The sequence below is a fragment of the Propionibacterium sp. oral taxon 192 str. F0372 genome (assembly GCF_000413315.1).
Lineage (GTDB): Bacteria > Actinomycetota > Actinomycetes > Propionibacteriales > Propionibacteriaceae > Brooklawnia.
Genome location: NZ_KE340297.1, coordinates 749,189 through 766,906, shown reverse-complemented (window position 1 = coordinate 766,906; position 17,718 = coordinate 749,189). Strand labels below are relative to the sequence as shown.

Sequence of the window (17,718 nt, the reverse complement as noted above, 5' to 3'; positions counted from 1 at the left end):
CGGGGCGTCGTCCAGTTCGGTGGGGCCGGGAAGGAGAATGGTCGTGTGTACGACGATCTCGGTTTCGATCTCGGGTCAGTGACACCTCCTCGGCGGGTGGTGTCGCTGGTCCCTTCCCTCACCGAGGCCCTAGCTCTCACGGTTCCTGGGATTCTGATCGGTGCCACTGATTGGTGCACCCATCCCGCAGGCCTGACGGTGAAACGGCTGCGCGGGACGAAGAATCCTGACCTGGACGGTATCCGGGAGTTGCGCCCGGATCTCGTCGTAGCGAACCAGGAGGAGAACCGGCGTGCCGACGTGGACAGGCTGCGCGCAGCAGGAATACCGGTCTGGGTCACCCGGATTGATAGCGTGCCCGGCGCGCTGGACAGCATGGGCAGGTTGTTTTCCGAAGTCTGCTCGGTCGGCGTTCCGGGGTGGCTGGATCGGGCCCAAACCGTGTGGAAAGCACCGGCGCAGTTCCCACCACTACGGGTGGCGGTCCCGGTGTGGAAGGACCCGTGGATCTGGGTGGGGGCCCACACCTACCCAGACGACGTGCTGCGCCGGAGCGGGGCGCACAATGTAGTAACCGCTTCCCGCTACCCGCATCTCGACCCCGGCGAGGTCCTCCGGCACCACCCGGACCTCGTTTTGCTGCCTGACGAACCTTACCCGTTCACCCGCGATAACTGCCCGGAGTTATCCAGTGCGACCAGAACCGTGTGCCTGCCAGGGCGCGCACTGTTTTGGTATGGCCCCGCCATGGTGGATGCCCGGAAGGCGCTGACGGATTGCTTTTAGGCAACGTGACCGGAACGCCCATTGGTTCAGCTCAGTTCTGCGAGGTAAGGCCCGAAGCCCCCGGTTCGGGTGTGAGCAGCCCGTCGATGATGGTGTCGAGCTGTTCTTGGGTGATGGGTTCGTGCAGCATCGCCAGCCTGTAGATGGCACCGCCGATGAGCAGGTCGGCCAGATCTGGGCAGGGGACAGCACAGTGCAGCTCCCCTGCGGCGGAGACTCGCTGCAATGCCGTCACAAGGAGCTGCCGGGCCGGCTCGACGATTCGGTTCCGGTAGTAGGCGCGTAGGGTCTCATCCTGCTGACGATGCAGGTCCATCGCCACCGCCAGCCAGGAGTCGCGGCCAGCATTCACTGAACCGACAAGCATTGCGCAGGCAAGACGGAGATCGCTCACCGGATCATCGGATTGGATCATCGTGCGCTCGCCGATGGTGCTGGCGATCGTCTCGACCACCAAGTGTGGCAGGGAGGGCCACCTGCGGTAGATGGTCGTCTTGGCTACGCCTGACAGTTTCACGATCTCGTCAATACGCACATTGGCGTACCCCTTGTCGGCAAGCAGTTGAAGGGTCGTGGTCATGACCCGTTCCTGGATCTGCGGATCCCGGGGTCGTCCTGGTGGCGTCATCATGTTCTCCTTTTAGGCTCTGGTATGAGCTCTTCGTGTTACACTACCGTTAGTAGTGAAAGCACCAGCGAAGAGGGTGGTGTCATGACAACGCATGACGCACGGGGCAAGCGACTTGTGCGGGCACCAGTCGATCGTGCTGCCACTCCTTGCCAGCTGGGGCGAAGTCGCTTGGGTGCTGAGTATCCGGGTGATCCATGTTCGGGGTTTCGCGTCATCCTTGCATCCCACCTTGAGCTGTGTATGGGGCGCGACTACGACGGTCGGAGCAGGTTGGCCAGGCTTCTGAAGCATCCCAGCTCGGAGAGTGTTGCGGCACGGTTGTGTATACAACCTGTGCCAAGCGCGTCAGTTCTCCCCGGCAACGGGAAGATGATGGCGTTTCGCTGCTGAATCGCATCCAGAACAGTGAGGACATGCCATGAGAGCGCATGAGATATCGGGAATCGTGGGTGCAGGCCCACCAAATTGCACAGAGCCTGACTTCTTGCATCACCTGCTGTGATGTCCTTCTGACCTTGACGTCTACCTTGGTGCTCGTCGGTGATCACTTTGAGGAAGACTGTAGGTTATTGCGTGCCCTCGAATAGTTTGGGCTGCACAGTCATGCGTTATTGACGCACATGCCGTTATTGATGTCAAACCTTAGCCAAGGGGATTCCATTCATTTTGTAGGAAGGCCTGCTGTGTGGAATGTGTTCCCATTGTGTGACGGTTTGCTGCACTCTGTCGACCCAAGGAAAACCCCATGTCATTGATTTCTGCTCGAGATGTTCAACGTGTCTACCGGACTGGGAATATTGATGTCCGTGCGCTGGACGGCGTGTCACTCGACATTCATAATGGTGAAGTGTCGATCATTGTGGGTCCCTCCGGATCAGGAAAATCTACTTTACTGAACATACTGGGTGGTATGGACCAACCCACTTCTGGGACTATTGAGTGTAATGGGGTTCGGATTGAGGAGATGACGAACTCGGGATTGACGAGATACAGACGTGAGAGTGTTGGATTCGTTTTTCAGTTCTACAATCTCATTCCCACGCTTACCGCTGCTGAGAATATCGGAATTGCCAGTCGTGGTGTCGAGTCGCCCATCGACCCATCTCAGATCCTTGCTCAACTTGGTCTGGAAGGGCGTGAGTCGTCTTTCCCGCACGAGCTATCGGGTGGCCAGATGCAACGGGTTGCGATCGGAAGAGCCCTCGCCAAGAGGCCGGCTCTGCTGTTGTGTGACGAGCCGACTGGGGCGCTCGACTCTGTCACTGGTGACGAGGTGATGGCAACCCTGTGTGAATCTGCCCATACCTCCAACACTGCGGTGGTCATCGTCACACACAACGAGGGATATGTCGGCTTGGCGGACCAACTGATTCGCCTTCGCGATGGTCGAATCGCTGAGGTTGTCAGGAATAACGTGGTGAGTCTCCCATGAGTAAATCTAGTGGAATGAAATTTAAGGTAGCCATGTTACGGCGTGGTCTGCTCCACTCATGGGCACAGTTCATTGCGGTTTTCTGCATGGCTACTCTCAGTGTTCTCGCATATACTGGACTCGAAGGTGGCTGGCGGGGAATGCAGGTGAGTCTTCAGGACTATGCCGAGTCATCATCCATGGCGAAAGTGTGGATCCAAGCTATTCACGTCGAGGAAGCGCAACTTAACGAGGCCAAAAAAATCCCCGGGGTCGATGCTGTGGAGAAACGTGTTATCCGATCTGCCGAGGTGGCATCGGACAATGGGGACACCTCCTGGCTGTCCCTCACTTCGACTGCGAATGCCGACTCGTGGCGGGTCAGCGTTCCCTCGGTCGTTGACGGGGAACCAGTCACGGATGCCGGTGAGGGGATCTGGGTGAGTCCGCGGTATCGCGACGCGAACGAACTAGTCCAAGGCAATCAACTGACGTTGACGGTAGCTGCCCCCGGAGGACGGAGAGAGGTGACGGTACCTATCCGAGGAATCGTGCAGTCCCCCGATCAGCTCTATGACGTCAAGGAGTCACTCTTCTTGGTTCCGGAACCAGGCATGTTCAGCTACGGCTTCATCACGCCTGCCACTGCTCAGAAGTTGTGGGGCCCTTCGTGGGAAGATGCAGCAAGTAACAGCATTTTGGTAAGTGGTGATGATTCCTCGGGGACAGTGGACGAACTGTGGGACTGCTTCGACGAGCAGGGATTGCGTATTACCACACGCCAGACCGACAGTCACATCTCTGCTGCCTATGACAGAGTCACCGTGATTCGCAATGTGTCGATGCTCTTTTCTGCGCTTTTCCTCCTGGTCGGGGTACTGGCTATGTACTCCTCGACGAGGCGCTTGGTAGACAGCGAGCTCAAGACAATTGCGACCCTCCAATCCATGGGCTACGGGCGTGGTGAATTGCGCCTACACTTTTCAATGTTTGGCATGCTGGCCGGTGTGGCGGGTTCCGTCGTGGGGCTCGCCGTGGCGCCGCTCTTGTCGCGCGTCGTGCTGCGCTCACAGTCGACCCAGTTCGATCTACCGCATTGGCGTGTTGCGTACACCTGGGCACCACTACTCGTTGCCGTCCTCGTGGTGGTGGCATGCGTGGCCGGGGGCTATCTTGCATCAGGGTCAGCACTTACCCGGTCTCCCGCGTTGTTGATGCGTCCGGGGCTGGTCCGGGCCTCTCGTGCAGCCACCAGGTTGCGTCGTCTGGGTAATGGCCATCGCTATGGCATTCGGTGGGCGATCCGTGACACCGCATCCAACATCGCACGATTTCTGATGGGAATAATCGGAGTCGCTGGTTGTCTCATGCTGCTGTTCACCGGGTTTGGGCTACCCGACACCATGCAAAACAGAGCCGAATCGTCATTCAGCGCCGACTCCATGGACTATGACTTCCGAGTAGATATGGGTGGCCTTCCCCAGGTGACCACTCCCATTGAGGGATTGGGATCCAACCCACAAGCTATCATGCAGATGCCTGTCATGACTGACCCTTCTGATGGGTATGACCGAGTCATCACCGTGCTGGACGAGAACGATCGATTCCATCTGCGAACCCAAGATGACCAAGCCGTGGTGGGGGATGGACTGTGGGTGACCAGCGACACTGCGGAGCGGCTTCGTCTCGACGCTGGTTCCCCGGTGAGGCTGAGGCTTCCACGTGGTCTCGGTGATCTCGATCTGACCGTCAGTGGCATCGTCTCAGCGGAAATGCCCCAAGGATTCTTCATGAGCCGACAGGGCTGGGAATCACTGGGGATGGTCTTCTCCCCGACGTCGATGCTCGTGGGATCGGATGCCGATGTCACTCAGGTACTTGATGACCCGCGAGTGCTGGATGTTGTGTCCAGGGCTGATCAGCAGTCCAATTCCCTCAATATCAAAGAAAGCCTCGGTGACATCTTCAATTTGATGAGAGTGATGGCAATCCTGCTGTGCATCATCGTGCTTTATTCGCTGGGGAGTCTCACTTTCGATGAACGTCAACGCCAGTATGCTACATTGAGTGTGTTGGGGATGTCTCCTGGTGAACTGCGGCGGTTGTCCTCTGTAGAGGTCGTGGCTTCAGCTTTGATTGGTGTGGTGCTCGGGATTCCCGGTGGGGCCTGGTTCCTGGATCTCTACTTGGCTCAGTTTGCGAGCCCTCGCCTTCAATACCTCCCCTACATCACATCTTTGTCAGTGACGCTTGCAGTGGTGATTGCCGTGTCCTCCGCACTGGTCACGACTATCGCTTTGGGCAGCAGGATAGCCGGGATCAATATGGTCGACGCACTAAAGGAGGCGGAATGAATATCCCCGTATCATCCACCGGAATCTCTCACGACGAAAGAACCCATGACGTCGCTGTCATAGCCGATGGGGATGGGGCCGAAGAGCCGACCTGGCCTCAGCAGATTCTTTTGAGGCAGATTGACTTGTACCCTCAGGATCCGGCGCTGACCATCGTCCGGTTGATCAGGGTGTCCGGTGAAGTGGACACCGCTCGCTTGGAGCGAGCGGTGGATAGTGTCCTGCAGAATGAACCGGGCATCGCGATGAGGATGGTACGGACCACGTCGGGTTGGCGTCGGCTCCTCGGATCCCATCCCCAGCAGACCTGCCGAATGGTAGAGATCGGTGATGATCCGGATCGGCAGGCGAAGCTCAGGGCTCGGGCCCGGCAGAAGTCGGCCATGGAGGTTGACCGTTCACCCTTGGTGCAAGTGGAACTACTCACCAGCCACGGAATGGTCACTCATATCTTGCTCTGGGCTTCCCACCTCGTATGGGATGCGCAGACGGGAGTAGTGGTTGTACGGAGGCTTTCGGAGGTCTATGCGGGTCGTGACCCCTACGCCAAGGGGCGCCAGCAGGCTACGGGGCTTGAGCCCAGCCATGCTGACAGGGAGCGTGCCGTTGCCGCCGCCGACTTCTTCGGAAAGGCCTTCGAAGGATTGGTCTCCTTCGGGCATGAGAGAATGCCGAGCCTTCGGGATGACCTTGGTCGTCTGCCTGGGCGCCGGGTGGAGATTATCGTGGACGGTGAGCTCGGCGCTGGGGTAGGCCGGGTGTGTCAGGATCATCATCTTCCTCCAAGCGCCTTGTTCATGGCGATATCGGCTCTGTTCCAAGCGCGGTTGCTCGACACGGAGTCGGTGGTCATTGGATGCCCGGTGAACACTCGCACCGCTTCCGAGGACTGCGGCTGTCATGTCAATACTCTTCCGGTTCTTATCAAGGTCCATGATCAGATGGACGTGGTGGAACTGGCTCGCAGCGCCTATACATCCATCATCGAGTGTCTGCGACGCCGCGATGTCGACTATTCTTTGACTGGAGTCCGACCCGGAATGGGCACGTTGGCCTCGTGTTTCACGTTTCAGGGTGAAGAGCCGTCGGGCACGCTGGGGGATGCGACGGTGACGCCGGTGTTCTTCCCGAGCGATTTCGTCTCCTTTCCCCTGTGCATCGTCGCGTCGACGTTTCGCAGCATTGACGGGCTCGGGCATCGTTTCATCGTGGAGGTGGGCCGGTGGGCGGATGGGATCGACATCGCGAGCACCCTGCGGTCGATCATCCAGCAGCTGCTGGCCGCACCCTTAGCTCCTCTCGGAACGATGAGCTTGGTCGGGACCGATGAGTATGACGCGGATCGGAGTGCTCTGATCGAACCCGTGATCGGTCAGGCTCCGGACATGGTGACGAGTCTTCGGCGCCAGGCCCAACAGGAACCTGAGCGAATCGCGCTGATCACTGGTGAGCGAGAGGTGACTTATGGCCAGCTCGACGACCGGACGGATCGACTCGCAGCAGCCATCCAACAGCGATGGCCTTTGGCCAGATACGTGGTCATCTGCCATTCGTGGGGTGTTGACGAAGTAAGTGCAGTCATCGCGGTGCTGAAGAGCGGCAAGGCCTATGTCCCCGTGGACCCAGATCTGATGACTCGGGTGCCGTCCATTCTCAAGGACCTCGGGAAGGTTCCGATCATCGGTGATGCGTGTACGTCGCAGTTGCTGGCGGCTCAAGGGATGGAGGCTGTCGCGTTCGAAGAGTTGGAGCCCACTCAGCCCGTTTCATCCTTGCGTGTGCAAGCTCACGACGATGATCCGGCTTATGTGATCTTCACATCGGGTTCGACAGGTCAGCCCAAGGGGGTGGAGGTGCCCCACCGGGCATTGTCGACGTTTATTCGAGGCTGGAGAGGGTTCGTCTCCTGTGAACCCGGTGACATATACCTACGCACTCATCACCTTGCATTCGACGTCTCCGTGGTCGAGATCCTCACACCCCTGGCGTTGGGCGCAGCTGTTCATCTTCCGGAGCAAGAGCAGATTCGTGATGCCCAGCAGTTCGCGGATGTGCTCGTCAGGTCGCGCGCAACTTGTCTGATGATCACCCCAAGCTTCGCTGACCAGGTGAAGGCGTTCTTGCCTCAGAGCGGCGTCCCGGATCTGCGCACAACCTTGTTGGGTGCTGAGGCGGTCCCTTCGGCAGTCGCGTCCAACTGGGCTGCCTGCGTGAGCAATCCAAGACACCGCATTATGAATGTCTACGGGCCGACGGAGGCAACGGTCATCTGCGTCGCCGGAGAAGTGGCTGCTGCCGATCTGCTCGATCGTGACGGGTTGGTTCCCCTGGGACGTCCGCTCGCCCAGGCAGGGGCGGCCGTTATCGATTCAGCCGGACGGCGCGTTCCACAGGGTGTCGTTGGCGAGTTGGTGGTGAGTGGCCCTTGCCTCGCTAACGGCTACCTCAACCGGGAGAAGAATACTCGTCGTGCTTTCGTGACCAATCTAGTGGGGTTGCCCGGTAGGTGGTACAGAACTGGTGATCTTGTCCGGGTGAATTCCGATGGCAGGTTTGCCTTCCTGGGGAGGACAGATGATCAGGTCAAGGTGGGTGGCTACCGCATTGAACTCGGTGAGGTAAGCAGTGCGCTTCGGCGTGTCAGCGGGGCCTCCAGCGCGGTTGCCTTCGTTGATCCCAAAAAGCGGACGAGGCTGATCGCCGCGGTTGTCGCGGATGAGGACTCCCCAGTGCAGAGCTGGCGGTCCGCAATGCGTCGCGTGGTCCCTTGGTACATGGTCCCTGAGCGGATCGTCACGGTTCCGGCCCTGCCCATGAACATCAACGGGAAGGTCGATGTCGCGACATTAGCAGTGTTGGCCGAGGAGATCACCGGAGCACATCTCGCCGAAGGCCCTGTGATCTCCGATCCGATGCAGGCACGTGTCCACGATGCAGTGTCGCAAGTCATCGGTTCGCGGGATTTCACCTGCTCGGAGAATTTATTCGACATCGGGGTCACTTCACTGAGCCTCACGGATCTCTTCGACCAATTACACCGCGATTTCCCAGACGCAAATCTGGCCATCGTCGATCTTTTTCAGCATCCAACGGTGGAATCCATCGCTGCACGTATCAGACACAACCGGGTGCAGGACGATGAGGAAGCGGAAGAGGCGCAACGTACTAAAGAGCTCGACCGGCAGAGGCGCCGTGATCGTGACCTTCAGCGGCGCGCGCAGCGGCGTCGCGACGCACTTGCTATACGAGAAAGAAGGACAAAGCAATGAGCGGATTCGACATCGCTGTAGTGTCTACAGCCGGGCGGTACAGCAGCGTGTCATCTCCTGATGAACTCTGGGAAGCTCTTGTCAAGGGTCGTGAACTGAATATGGATGCGGACCAGCCGATTCCGCAGGGTCACATTCCGCGGGTCCCTCAAGTAGCTGATGTAGCAGATTTCGATCATGAATTCTTCGGAATGTCGTCGGCCGAGGCAGACCTCACCGATCCGCAGCAGAGACTCATGCTGACATGCGCTTTCCGCGCTCTAGAGGATGCGGGATATGGAGATGGAATCCCGCGTCGTTGGGGAGTGTTCGCGTCGACCTCTTTCAGTACCTATCTGCTCAACAATGTGATGACTGCGCGCCCGGATCTCATTCAGGGGGCGAACATGCTCACCATGATTGGCAACATCCCGGATAGTGCGGCCACTCGACTTGCCTATCGGCTCAATCTCCAAGGCCCGGCGATGACTATCCAGACAGCCTGTTCCTCGTCCTTAGTATCCTTGGAAATTGCTTGCCGGAGTCTTCTGGACTATGAGTGCGATGGCGCCGTTGTGGCAGCTTGCTCATTGACCATCCCGCAACGAGGGACCAGACGACACATGCGGGAGTCGATTTTCTCCGCTGACGGTTACTGTCGGCCTTTCGATGTCAGCGGCGCAGGGACGATCAAAGGCAATGGATGTAGTGCAGTGGTGTTGCGCCGACTTGAGGACGCCATCGCCGACCATGATCCGGTCTTGGCTGTCATCGATGCCGTTGCTGTTAACAACGACGGTGACGATAAGGTCGGATACACGGCTCCCAGTATTAACGGTGAGGAGGAGGTGATTCGGGAGGCGTTGTCCCTCGCCGGTCTTGAACCTTGTGACATTGACTATCTTGAAGCTCACGGAACCGGTACGGCGTTGGGTGATCCGATCGAGATCCGTGCCCTTGCACGCGTCTTTGATTCACAGACCGTGGGACTTCCTGTAGGGAGTATCAAGGCCAACATTGGGCATCTCGACTGTGCTGCCGGGCTGGCCTCCTTGGTGAAGGTAATCAGCATGCTCCGCACCGGCATCATGCCACCCCTCATCAATTTCACTGGGTTGAATCCGGAGATTGATAATAGTAAGGGAACCTTCAGATTCCCGACGCAGATCGAGAAGAATCATCAACTGCGCCATATCGGCATCAGTTCCTTTGGGATCGGAGGGACGAATACTCATGCCATCGTCAGTGCTCATACAGGTCGAACGCATGCCGACAGGATGTCTGTTGTACAGCTGCCGACGTTGGTTCATGTCTCTGCCGTGCGTCCTCAGGATGTGGAGCGGAGACTCGATGACCTGCGGTGCACGGTCGAGTCCGGAGCTGACTCTTGGGACGTAGCCTATTCGGCCCTGCGCAACGACAGACGGATGAGTTGTGATGGATTCGCGTCCCTCGGCGGAGACATCCCCGGTGACGTCGCATTGGACAGGTTGCTCTCCTATACAAGTGTCACCACACCCGGTTTGCTCCCCGTTTTGGACGCGTGCCGCCGGGCAGTCATCGAGCGGCACTTGCTTCCGGGGCATGCTGAAACCGAGGCAGCTGTCCTCCTTTTGGTGGCAATGGTCTGCCCTCAAGATCCCATAGTGGCTCAGTTGGGTTTGGAGGAGGAAGCATCCCAAGTCATCAAGTTTTTGCCACCCGCTGAGACTCAGCTGTGGAATAGACCGGTCGGGTGCGATGCTGTGGATGCGCTCGGCGTTCTGCTGGGGTTTCTCCTGGGTACACGCGGGGATAAAAATCTCATGCCATTGTTCGCAGGTACTGGGGCGGTTCGTGTACCGATACCCCACTATCCATTAGCACGCATCAAGCATTGGGTCGGACCCGAGGATACTACCCGTTCTGAATGGGCACCGATGAGCAGTTCGGATGCTCACTCAAGTGTGCGTGTCGGATGGGTGCCCACTGTGCTTGATCGGGTGGTGTCAGCGGTGAGCGAGGTACTCAAAGTGGCGGCTGCACCAGACAGCGATTTCTTTGCTCTTGGCGGTGACTCGCTTCAAGCAATCGAGGTTCTTGACCTGTTGCGGGAGGAATACCCTAGTTTAAGCTTGGCAAGCTTTCTTGGGGCATCGAATTTACGTAATGTTGCGGAGATCATCGAGGCCGAAGCTGCATCCGGGCGATCTCACCCAGTTCTTCCTGAGAATTTCGCCGTGCTTCGCAACGATGCGGGAGACGAAGCGACACCGACCTTCCTCATTCATCCTGCCGGCGGCACGGTGTTCCAGTACCGGGCGATGAGCCGGATGATGATGACCCCTATGCGTCTCGTGGGCATCTCCTTGCCAGATGACTACCGCGATTACCAGAATCTACGCTCTCTGGCCGATCTGTACGCTCGACAAATCGACCACTTCTGGCCGTGTGGTGAGGTAAGACTCGGGGGGTACTCCGCAGGCGGGAACATTACCGTTGAAGTTGCGACGATTCTTGCTGAGCAAGGGAGGGTGGTCGTTCCTCCAGTTCTTATAGATCCCCTACCTCCGTTGAGCTATGCGGATGCTGATCCAGGAAGCAGCATCCCTCAGGGGATGCGGAGTTTTCTCCTGGAAGTCATGGGATTTGAGCCAGAAAAATTTGATGACAGTGTCGCTCATGATGAGCAAGCTATCCAGAAACTGTTAACCTCCCGGGGATTAACTCAGACCGAGAGCCAGGACATCGTCGATAAATGGCTCATGAACCACAGAATCCTGGCCTACAATCCGCCGAAACGCTTTCCGGGGGATGTGACTGTCGTATGCGCCCGGGAGAAGATGCCTCGAGATGTCCTCGCCGAGATGGGCATCGTGGAACACCCTCGCCGACTCTGGTCAGACTACATCGATGGGGTATGCCACCTAACTACCGTCAATGGTAACCACATGTCGATGATGACGGGAACCAACTTGGCTGCGGTCGCGAACCGGGTTGATGAATGGCTTTCCCAACTGACGACGGGAGTTCAGCGATGAAACTCTTCTGTTTTGCTCATGCCGGTGGTACCGCCGCATCGTTCGGTTCGGTCATCAAGCGTGTCGACGGTTGTGCGTTGGTTCCAGTAGAGCGTTCCGGCCACGGAACCAGACTGGCCGAACCTCTGCTGGAATCGATGGAGGATTATGTGCAAGACGCCATCAAACAGATGGATGCAGCGTTGGATGAGCCATTTGGTCTGCTGGGTCACAGCATGGGTGCGTGGCAGGCCTACGAGGTGGCTGCAGCACTCTATCGGATGGGTTTACCCCGACCAGCCGTGTTGGTGGTCTCGGGTAATACGAGACCGAGGACAGTTCCCAAATTAGATATGACGGAGTCGGTCAGTGACCAGGCTTTCCTTGAGTCGGTCAGGGGCTACACCAGCATTCCTGTGGAGATACTCTGCAGGCCTGAGTTGCGTAGCGTTTTCTTTGAGCCATTGAGGTCTGACTTCAGTGTCCTCGACAGGTACGTTTGTTGTGAAGAGATCGTACTGGAATGCCCGATCATCGCCTTGTATGGATCAGTCGATCCGTTAACTGCATCGGGTGATGCTGATTGGAGCTCTCTCACCGCCGACCGGTGTGAAGAGTACACCTTCGTGGGAGATCATTTCTTCTTCTATGAGAACGAAGAAGTTCCTCGATATTTGGCCAGCCGACTGAATGAACGTGAATCGATGGTTTGTTGAAAATGAGGAGTAATCAGTGATTACCTTTGATGAAATTGTTAATTTCCTGTCCGAGAGTTACGGTCTGCCCGCCGATGAGTTGACCCCGGACATGGACTTAACCTCGACATTCGGCATAGATTCGTTGGGACTTGTGACCCTCGGCGATAGGATCCAGGACCGATACAGGGTGGTGCTTCCCGCATCTGATCTCGTCGAGTGCCGAACGATAGGTGACTTTCAAGCTCTCATCGAGAGGCTCACAGCAGATGATGAGTCAGCCCAGGCATCGTGAGGCTCTCGCATCTCTGTCACGAGGTGTTGCCGCAGGCCTGATCAGCGTCGTTGTTCCTGTCGTGGGCCGAGTTCAAGAGTGGTCTTCGCCAGGGTCAGTGTGTCTTCGGCTGAACCGAAGGCGGTTGGACTTGTCTGTCATCCGGCGACGAGTTGGGAACGGTCCTGTCACCCCTCCACGACCGGAGAACGGGCAACTCCCCGGATACAAGGTCAGCCACGGCAGCCGAGAGGAACCAGGTGAGGTTCTCGATGGTGCACACGGACAAGGCATGATCATCGTCGAGCTCAAGCGTGATGCAATTCGCCATCCCGAAGGGCGTGTCATAGCAGGATTGAAGTCCCGTGTCGCGGATGAGCGTGCGCGAAGTCTTGGGAAGTGCCAGGCCCAGCCCGGTGACCTTCATAATCGCTTCCATTTGGGTCCATCTATGGAGAAAATGCGTGCGCGGGTTGGGCCCGGTGGGTTCGAGTTCCGCATCAATCGCCACCAACTGCCATCCGAGCGGGATTTCCTCGGGATGGTGTTGCACGTCGACTCCGATGCGATCATCTGCCACTGCGACGGCGACGAGGTCGCCGCTGTGGGAGATCGAGCACTCCAGCCCAGTTCCCGGCAGTTCGGGACGACCCCGCCGGTCCTGCAAGAAGGGCACCTCGGAGCTCTCCATACCCAAGTGGCAAGCTGCGAGTACACGCACTGCTCCGTGGCCGATCACGAAACGTCGACGGTCTACCTCGTGGCGGAACGCGGATGCGCGTTCAAGCTCCTCTCGCGTCAGCAGCGACTCGGCCCATGATGTCGCAGCACCGACCGCGCACAGCACCACCTCCGCCCCGTGCTCGGGGAGCTTCGTCTCCATAATTCCCAATGTTCACCCATTCCCCCCATCCCCGCAAAACCCTCAGACCTCTGGAGAAGACCATGACCATTGTTCGGGAAGAAGAGTTGTCTGCATTAGCGAAAGAGCTCTTTCCAGATTTAACCGATATTCCCCTCACCCTTCCCATGACCAGTATGGGCATCCTCGACGAGGAAAGGCGTATCATCCTCGGTGACGCGGTGGCCCGACGATGGGATGTGCCCGTCGAGGCCCTTCCCGCCCCGACCGGCGATGACACGATCGTCGGGTGGGTCCATGCGATCAACGCCGCGTTGGGGCTATCCGACATGACCGTACGCGACATGTTCCTTGATATCTGCCACCGTCACTTAAATGAGATCGCTCTCAGGTTCGATGATGAGGTTGTCACCTATGATGACCTGCACGCCGCCGTCATGACCCTGGCCGAGGGACTCCAGCGTTTGGATGTGCACGCCGGTGACCGGGTCGCCTTGTTGATGGAGAACCGGTTGGAATACATCTACTCCTATTTTGCCCTGTTCGTCTTGGGAGCTCTGCCTGTTCCTCTGAACAGCCGTTGGCAGGAACGCGAGATACGTAACGTTCTTGAGGACTGTGGAGCCATGGGGATGATTTTTCAGGAAAGAGGGGCGGGTAGATCATACCTCGAGATGGTCCAAAACTTGGTCGCCGAGGGTTTACCACTGACCGCGTGCATTGTCATCGCAGATGAGGTACCGGCGCCGTTCGTTCGATACACCGATGCAACGAAGAATGCAGGGGAGCCACGACTGGAGCCCATCGCTGGTGAGGATGCTGCGATGATCTCCTACACCTCGGGAACGACCGGCTCCCCGAAAGGTGTCGTCACTCGCAACAGAGACATCGTGACTATCTCATTGAGTACCTGCTACACTTTTGCGGCTTCGGGTCTGGAGGCATTGTCTATCGCGCCCCTCTACTCGGCTCAGGGGTTCATCGGGTTGTTCGAGAATTTTGCTCGTGAATGCGGTTTCCATATGCTGTCGACATTCAATCCCAATGACATTCTCCGGCAGGTCTCGACTGGGCAGGAACAGTGCATCCACACGCAGCCGACCATGTGGTCCCTCATGCTGCACTCCCGGGAGATGGACTTCGCTCGGTTCGAGGGATTGGAGCGGCTAGTCGTCTCCGGATCGGTATGCAGCCCCGAACTGGCACGGCAGATCGAGAACAGGCTAGGTTGCGAGCTGCTCAATGCTTATGGGCTGGTCGAATCCTGTTCGATCGCCACTATGACCCGGATTGGTGATCCCGAGGATGTACGCCTCCGGACGGTCGGTCGACCTGTCCCGGGGGTCGAGATCAAGATCGTTGACGCTGATCGCAGGGAGATCCCTCGGGGTGCGAGCGCCACCGGTGAACTGGCCGTTCGGGGGTTTGTCATGAAGGGATATTACGGAAAGCCTGATAAGACGGCTGAGGTAGTTGATGACGACGGATGGTTGTACACGGGGGACTTGGCGCGCTGGCACGATGAGGAGAACATCAGCATCGTGGGACGCTGCAAGGATATGGTCATCCGCGGCGGGTTCAATGTGTATCCCAGCGATATTGAGGAGCAACTGCTGCAGCTGCCGGGGGTGCAGACCGCCGCTGTGGTTGGTATACCGCACGATATCCTGGGCGAGAAACTCGTCGCTTTCGTTGTCCCGCTACCAGGGGAGGAGATGACCTCGGGAACATTGGCCAGGGCGATGAGGCCTCGGATCGCGGACTACAAGCAGCCGGATGAATACCACGTCGTTGCCCAGGTGCCCATCATCCTCGCCGGGAAGGTTGATAAGAAGGCGCTCGTTGACTGGGCCATCAATGGTATTCCGGGTGATCAGCAAGTCGTCTTTGGATGGGCGAAGGGGGCTGCGTTATGAGTACGGTTGTTGCCACAGGATTGGCGAACCCCTCGCAGCCCTGGGACATGGAGATCATCAGAAACAGTGTAGCGGCTTGCGACTTGGATGGAGGTCTGTGCGGGCGGTTGGTCGGCTATTGGATCGGTGAGAGCGATCAAGGCATAGTCGGGACCGCTTGGATGTGCAATATGGCTGATGCCGAACGCTTCGATGTTGCTTTTCCGCTGATGCTGTCCATGAGGTGGGATGAGGCAGGTGTGGTCAAATCCTTCGACATCGACGAGTCATTCCAAGGAAGTCAAGGAATCACCTGTTCTCGGTCCTTCATCGAGCGCAGGACGCGTGCTCATGTCGTGGGTGTTCCCCTGCGTACTCGGGAGCCGGCCCTTGTTGAGCCGACCAACTATGGATGCCGACATGTCTTCGAACTCGTTTACGGACTCGCTGGCTTCAAGGCCTTTCTCCAAGAGCGGCAGGAAAAAACGGGGCTGTTCCAGGAGTCGACCATAAGTCATCGGACCGACACCGGCCTGGAATTGTTCGATGTGATCGAATGCATGGATCGATGCACCGAAGTCACTGTGAATGCAGAACTCGACCCAGGTTCCATCGCTTTTGATCGGAATGGTGTGCTGCAAGGGATCGGAACGGTTCGGGTGAGCGCACCCAGTTTTGTAGAAAACGGTGTAACGACAGCTCATCCAGTTCCTGTTGGCTCTTTTTCCGGAACCACGAATTCTCAAGTCACCGCGATGGCAGTGCGCGCATTCACTCCCATCTGGCGATGGGTATCAGGTCATCATGGTCAGGCTCGGGGCCTATTGTGTTCCACCCTGTGGCCCCCGTCCATGTACAGCGTCCTAGTCCAAGGTCTCGCTCAGATTCTTTTCCACAACAATTTCACCTATTTTCAGCACTGCGTGGCCGGGTTGCAGCGAACGACCGGCAAGGCGAAGTGCATCGGCTGTGTTCGCAGCTTCGATGAAGCTGCCTCGATCTTCCCGGAGGTACGACGTGATGATTTCATCTGATCTGCTTAAGTTCCCGACCGCCCAGCAACTGGTTCGTGGATGCGCTGAGCGGTTTCCCGACATCCCGGCGGTTGTCAATACTCTCGATGGCGATTGCTCCCTCACCTACTCGCAGTTGGCGCGCGTTGTGTTCACCGCTGCTGCTCGGTGGGAACATGATCTGCGAGGGCGTGTTGTGCTCGTCCGAGGAGCCCTCGACGAGCACCTCATCGTCGATCTGCTTGCATTGCTGTGCGCTGGGGCCATAGTTCATCCGGTGCCTCCGAACACGAGCGTGGAAGTACTCGCGCACACGGCGGTTCAGCTCGGTGCAGTGGCAGTACGTGCTGATGGGATCGACCTTCCCGGTGCAGCGAACGTAAAGGTGCTGCCTCCGGCAGCTTGGAAGCCCAGCAACGCCGAGCCTGGGGAACAGCGTCCAGACGATGTCGCATCCTACTTCAGAACATCCGGCACCAGTGGTCTGCCCAAAGTCGCCGTGCTCACCCATGAAGCCGTCTTCACCGGTGTCGCTATCACCAACCAGCAGATTTTGGGCAAGCTGGATCTCGCCCCTGGAAGTGTCACTGTGCCGCTGCTTCCTGCGCATCATGTCTTGGGCACTGTGGCTGCGGTGCTGACCGCTATGGAGCATGGCTGCACCTTGGGGTGCGCACACAATATGAAAAACATGCCAGTTGTCATGCAGCACTATCAGCCGCGGATCCTGGTGACGGTGCCAATGATCGTCGAAGGGATCTGGAAGCTGTCACAGTCGGCCCGGATGAAGGCTGCGGGAATGGGGCCCAAGGAGTTATTGGGCGGGCATGTGGGGTACTTGGTGTGTGGGGCTGCCCCACTTCCGAGTCTGCTCATCAGCAGCTTGTCGGCCAATGGGATCCGGGTCCTTAATGGATACGGTATGACCGAGTGCAGCGGAGTGGTGTCGTGCCAGACCAGCCCCGAGGAGCCGGTCGGGGGTGTTGGGCTTTCCATGGGTGAGGTCATCCGTACTCGCGTTGTGGATGGACAGTTGCAGGTAGCCGGTCCCACACTCATGTCCGGATATCTCGTGGACGGTAAACCGGATTGTTCTCCGGTCAGCTCTGGGTGGCTCGCCACCGGAGATTTGGCTGAGATCCGGCCAGACGGAGAGATCATCCTCACCGGCCGCAGCAAGAACATCATCATCCTCGGTGACGGGAACAATGTGTCACCCGAGCAGATCGAGAGGGAACTGACGGAGTTTCCGTCTGTCGTCGAGGCCGTCGTCACTGCCGAGCCTTTGGGGCTGGGTGGGCGCGACGTGCTCGCAGCGACGTGCGTGTGCGACGAGATAGCGGATGTCGAGGTCAGTGAGTATCCGGGGATTAGGGTCGTCGGCCGGGTGCCGCAGTCACTTGTCAGTGCGGTGGTTGCGGTGAACAGCCAAGCGCCTGCCTATCGTCAGATACGGGTTGTCCGTGTCGCCCCAAGCGATGTCCCCCGTTCAGATCTGGGAAAGATCGTTCGCCGGAAGTTGACTTGGCAACGGTGAACGCTGCATCCAA

General features: G+C 58.0%; 12 protein-coding genes. 10 read left to right on the top strand and 2 right to left on the bottom strand.

Going from position 1 to position 17,718, the window contains the following annotated elements:
- Window positions 1-45: 45 nt before the first annotated feature.
- Window positions 46-786, top strand: coding sequence for a helical backbone metal receptor (locus tag HMPREF1531_RS03490; protein WP_016668522.1), 741 nt, complete (start codon window positions 46-48; stop codon window positions 784-786).
- Window positions 787-817: 31 nt separating this feature from the next.
- Here HMPREF1531_RS03490 and HMPREF1531_RS03485 read toward each other — a convergent pair whose 3' ends face one another.
- Complete coding sequence (locus tag HMPREF1531_RS03485) at window positions 818-1,366, bottom strand: TetR/AcrR family transcriptional regulator (protein WP_232210217.1); 549 nt, start codon at window positions 1,364-1,366, stop codon at window positions 818-820.
- 796 nt (window positions 1,367-2,162) lie between these two features.
- On the opposite strand from HMPREF1531_RS03485, the gene HMPREF1531_RS03480 reads away from it, so the two are divergent.
- The 6 genes from HMPREF1531_RS03480 (at window position 2,163) to HMPREF1531_RS03455 (ending at window position 12,419) form a co-directional block, all read left to right on the top strand.
- Window positions 2,163-2,849: an ABC transporter ATP-binding protein gene (locus HMPREF1531_RS03480; RefSeq protein ID WP_016668520.1), complete on the top strand. Its 687-nt coding sequence runs from the start codon at window positions 2,163-2,165 to the stop codon at window positions 2,847-2,849.
- An 86-nt stretch (window positions 2,850-2,935) separates the two neighbouring features.
- Complete coding sequence (locus HMPREF1531_RS03475) at window positions 2,936-5,182, top strand: ABC transporter permease (RefSeq protein ID WP_198010977.1); 2,247 nt, start codon at window positions 2,936-2,938, stop codon at window positions 5,180-5,182.
- Window positions 5,179-8,451, top strand: coding sequence for an amino acid adenylation domain-containing protein (locus HMPREF1531_RS03470; protein WP_016668518.1), 3,273 nt, complete (start codon window positions 5,179-5,181; stop codon window positions 8,449-8,451). The genes HMPREF1531_RS03475 and HMPREF1531_RS03470 overlap by 4 nt, the downstream gene beginning before the upstream one ends.
- Complete coding sequence (locus tag HMPREF1531_RS12765; RefSeq protein ID WP_016668517.1) at window positions 8,448-11,450, top strand: polyketide synthase; 3,003 nt, start codon at window positions 8,448-8,450, stop codon at window positions 11,448-11,450. Before HMPREF1531_RS03470 ends, HMPREF1531_RS12765 begins: the two co-directional genes overlap by 4 nt.
- Window positions 11,447-12,145, top strand: a complete 699-nt coding sequence (locus HMPREF1531_RS12760) for a thioesterase II family protein (protein ID WP_016668516.1) — start codon at window positions 11,447-11,449, stop codon at window positions 12,143-12,145. The genes HMPREF1531_RS12765 and HMPREF1531_RS12760 overlap by 4 nt, the downstream gene beginning before the upstream one ends.
- A 16-nt stretch (window positions 12,146-12,161) precedes the next feature.
- The gene (locus HMPREF1531_RS03455) at window positions 12,162-12,419 is read left to right on the top strand and encodes an acyl carrier protein (protein ID WP_016668515.1); all 258 of its coding nucleotides are present in this window, start codon (window positions 12,162-12,164) and stop codon (window positions 12,417-12,419) included.
- Window positions 12,420-12,513: 94 nt separating this feature from the next.
- Here HMPREF1531_RS03455 and HMPREF1531_RS12755 read toward each other — a convergent pair whose 3' ends face one another.
- Complete coding sequence (locus tag HMPREF1531_RS12755; protein ID WP_016668514.1) at window positions 12,514-13,281, bottom strand: 4'-phosphopantetheinyl transferase family protein; 768 nt, start codon at window positions 13,279-13,281, stop codon at window positions 12,514-12,516.
- A 62-nt stretch (window positions 13,282-13,343) separates the two neighbouring features.
- Here HMPREF1531_RS12755 and HMPREF1531_RS03445 point away from each other — a divergent pair, with 62 nt between their 5' ends.
- Genes HMPREF1531_RS03445 through HMPREF1531_RS03435 form a run of 3 tightly spaced genes read left to right on the top strand, consistent with a single transcriptional unit; the run spans window position 13,344 to window position 17,705 of the window.
- Entirely contained in the window at window positions 13,344-15,176 is a 1,833-nt protein-coding gene (locus HMPREF1531_RS03445; RefSeq protein WP_016668513.1) for a class I adenylate-forming enzyme family protein, read from the top strand.
- Window positions 15,173-16,189: a hypothetical protein gene (locus HMPREF1531_RS03440; protein ID WP_016668512.1), complete on the top strand. Its 1,017-nt coding sequence runs from the start codon at window positions 15,173-15,175 to the stop codon at window positions 16,187-16,189. Before HMPREF1531_RS03445 ends, HMPREF1531_RS03440 begins: the two co-directional genes overlap by 4 nt.
- Window positions 16,176-17,705, top strand: a complete 1,530-nt coding sequence (locus HMPREF1531_RS03435; RefSeq protein WP_016668511.1) for an AMP-binding protein — start codon at window positions 16,176-16,178, stop codon at window positions 17,703-17,705. The genes HMPREF1531_RS03440 and HMPREF1531_RS03435 overlap by 14 nt, the downstream gene beginning before the upstream one ends.
- Window positions 17,706-17,718 lie beyond the last annotated feature (13 nt).

Bases quoted from the DNA above. Each gene is read 5' to 3' on its own strand.
- HMPREF1531_RS03485 (WP_232210217.1), bottom strand. From the start codon at position 1,366: ATGACCACGACCCTTCAACTGCTTGCCGACAAGGGGTACGCCAATGTG.
- HMPREF1531_RS03480 (WP_016668520.1), top strand. From the start codon at position 2,163: ATGTCATTGATTTCTGCTCGAGATGTTCAACGTGTCTACCGGACTGGG.
- HMPREF1531_RS03475 (WP_198010977.1), top strand. From the start codon at position 2,936: ATGGCTACTCTCAGTGTTCTCGCATATACTGGACTCGAAGGTGGCTGG.
- HMPREF1531_RS03470 (WP_016668518.1), top strand. From the start codon at position 5,179: ATGAATATCCCCGTATCATCCACCGGAATCTCTCACGACGAAAGAACC.
- HMPREF1531_RS12765 (WP_016668517.1), top strand. From the start codon at position 8,448: ATGAGCGGATTCGACATCGCTGTAGTGTCTACAGCCGGGCGGTACAGC.
- HMPREF1531_RS12760 (WP_016668516.1), top strand. From the start codon at position 11,447: ATGAAACTCTTCTGTTTTGCTCATGCCGGTGGTACCGCCGCATCGTTC.
- HMPREF1531_RS12755 (WP_016668514.1), bottom strand. From the start codon at position 13,281: ATGGAGACGAAGCTCCCCGAGCACGGGGCGGAGGTGGTGCTGTGCGCG.
- HMPREF1531_RS03445 (WP_016668513.1), top strand. From the start codon at position 13,344: ATGACCATTGTTCGGGAAGAAGAGTTGTCTGCATTAGCGAAAGAGCTC.
- HMPREF1531_RS03440 (WP_016668512.1), top strand. From the start codon at position 15,173: ATGAGTACGGTTGTTGCCACAGGATTGGCGAACCCCTCGCAGCCCTGG.
- HMPREF1531_RS03435 (WP_016668511.1), top strand. From the start codon at position 16,176: ATGATTTCATCTGATCTGCTTAAGTTCCCGACCGCCCAGCAACTGGTT.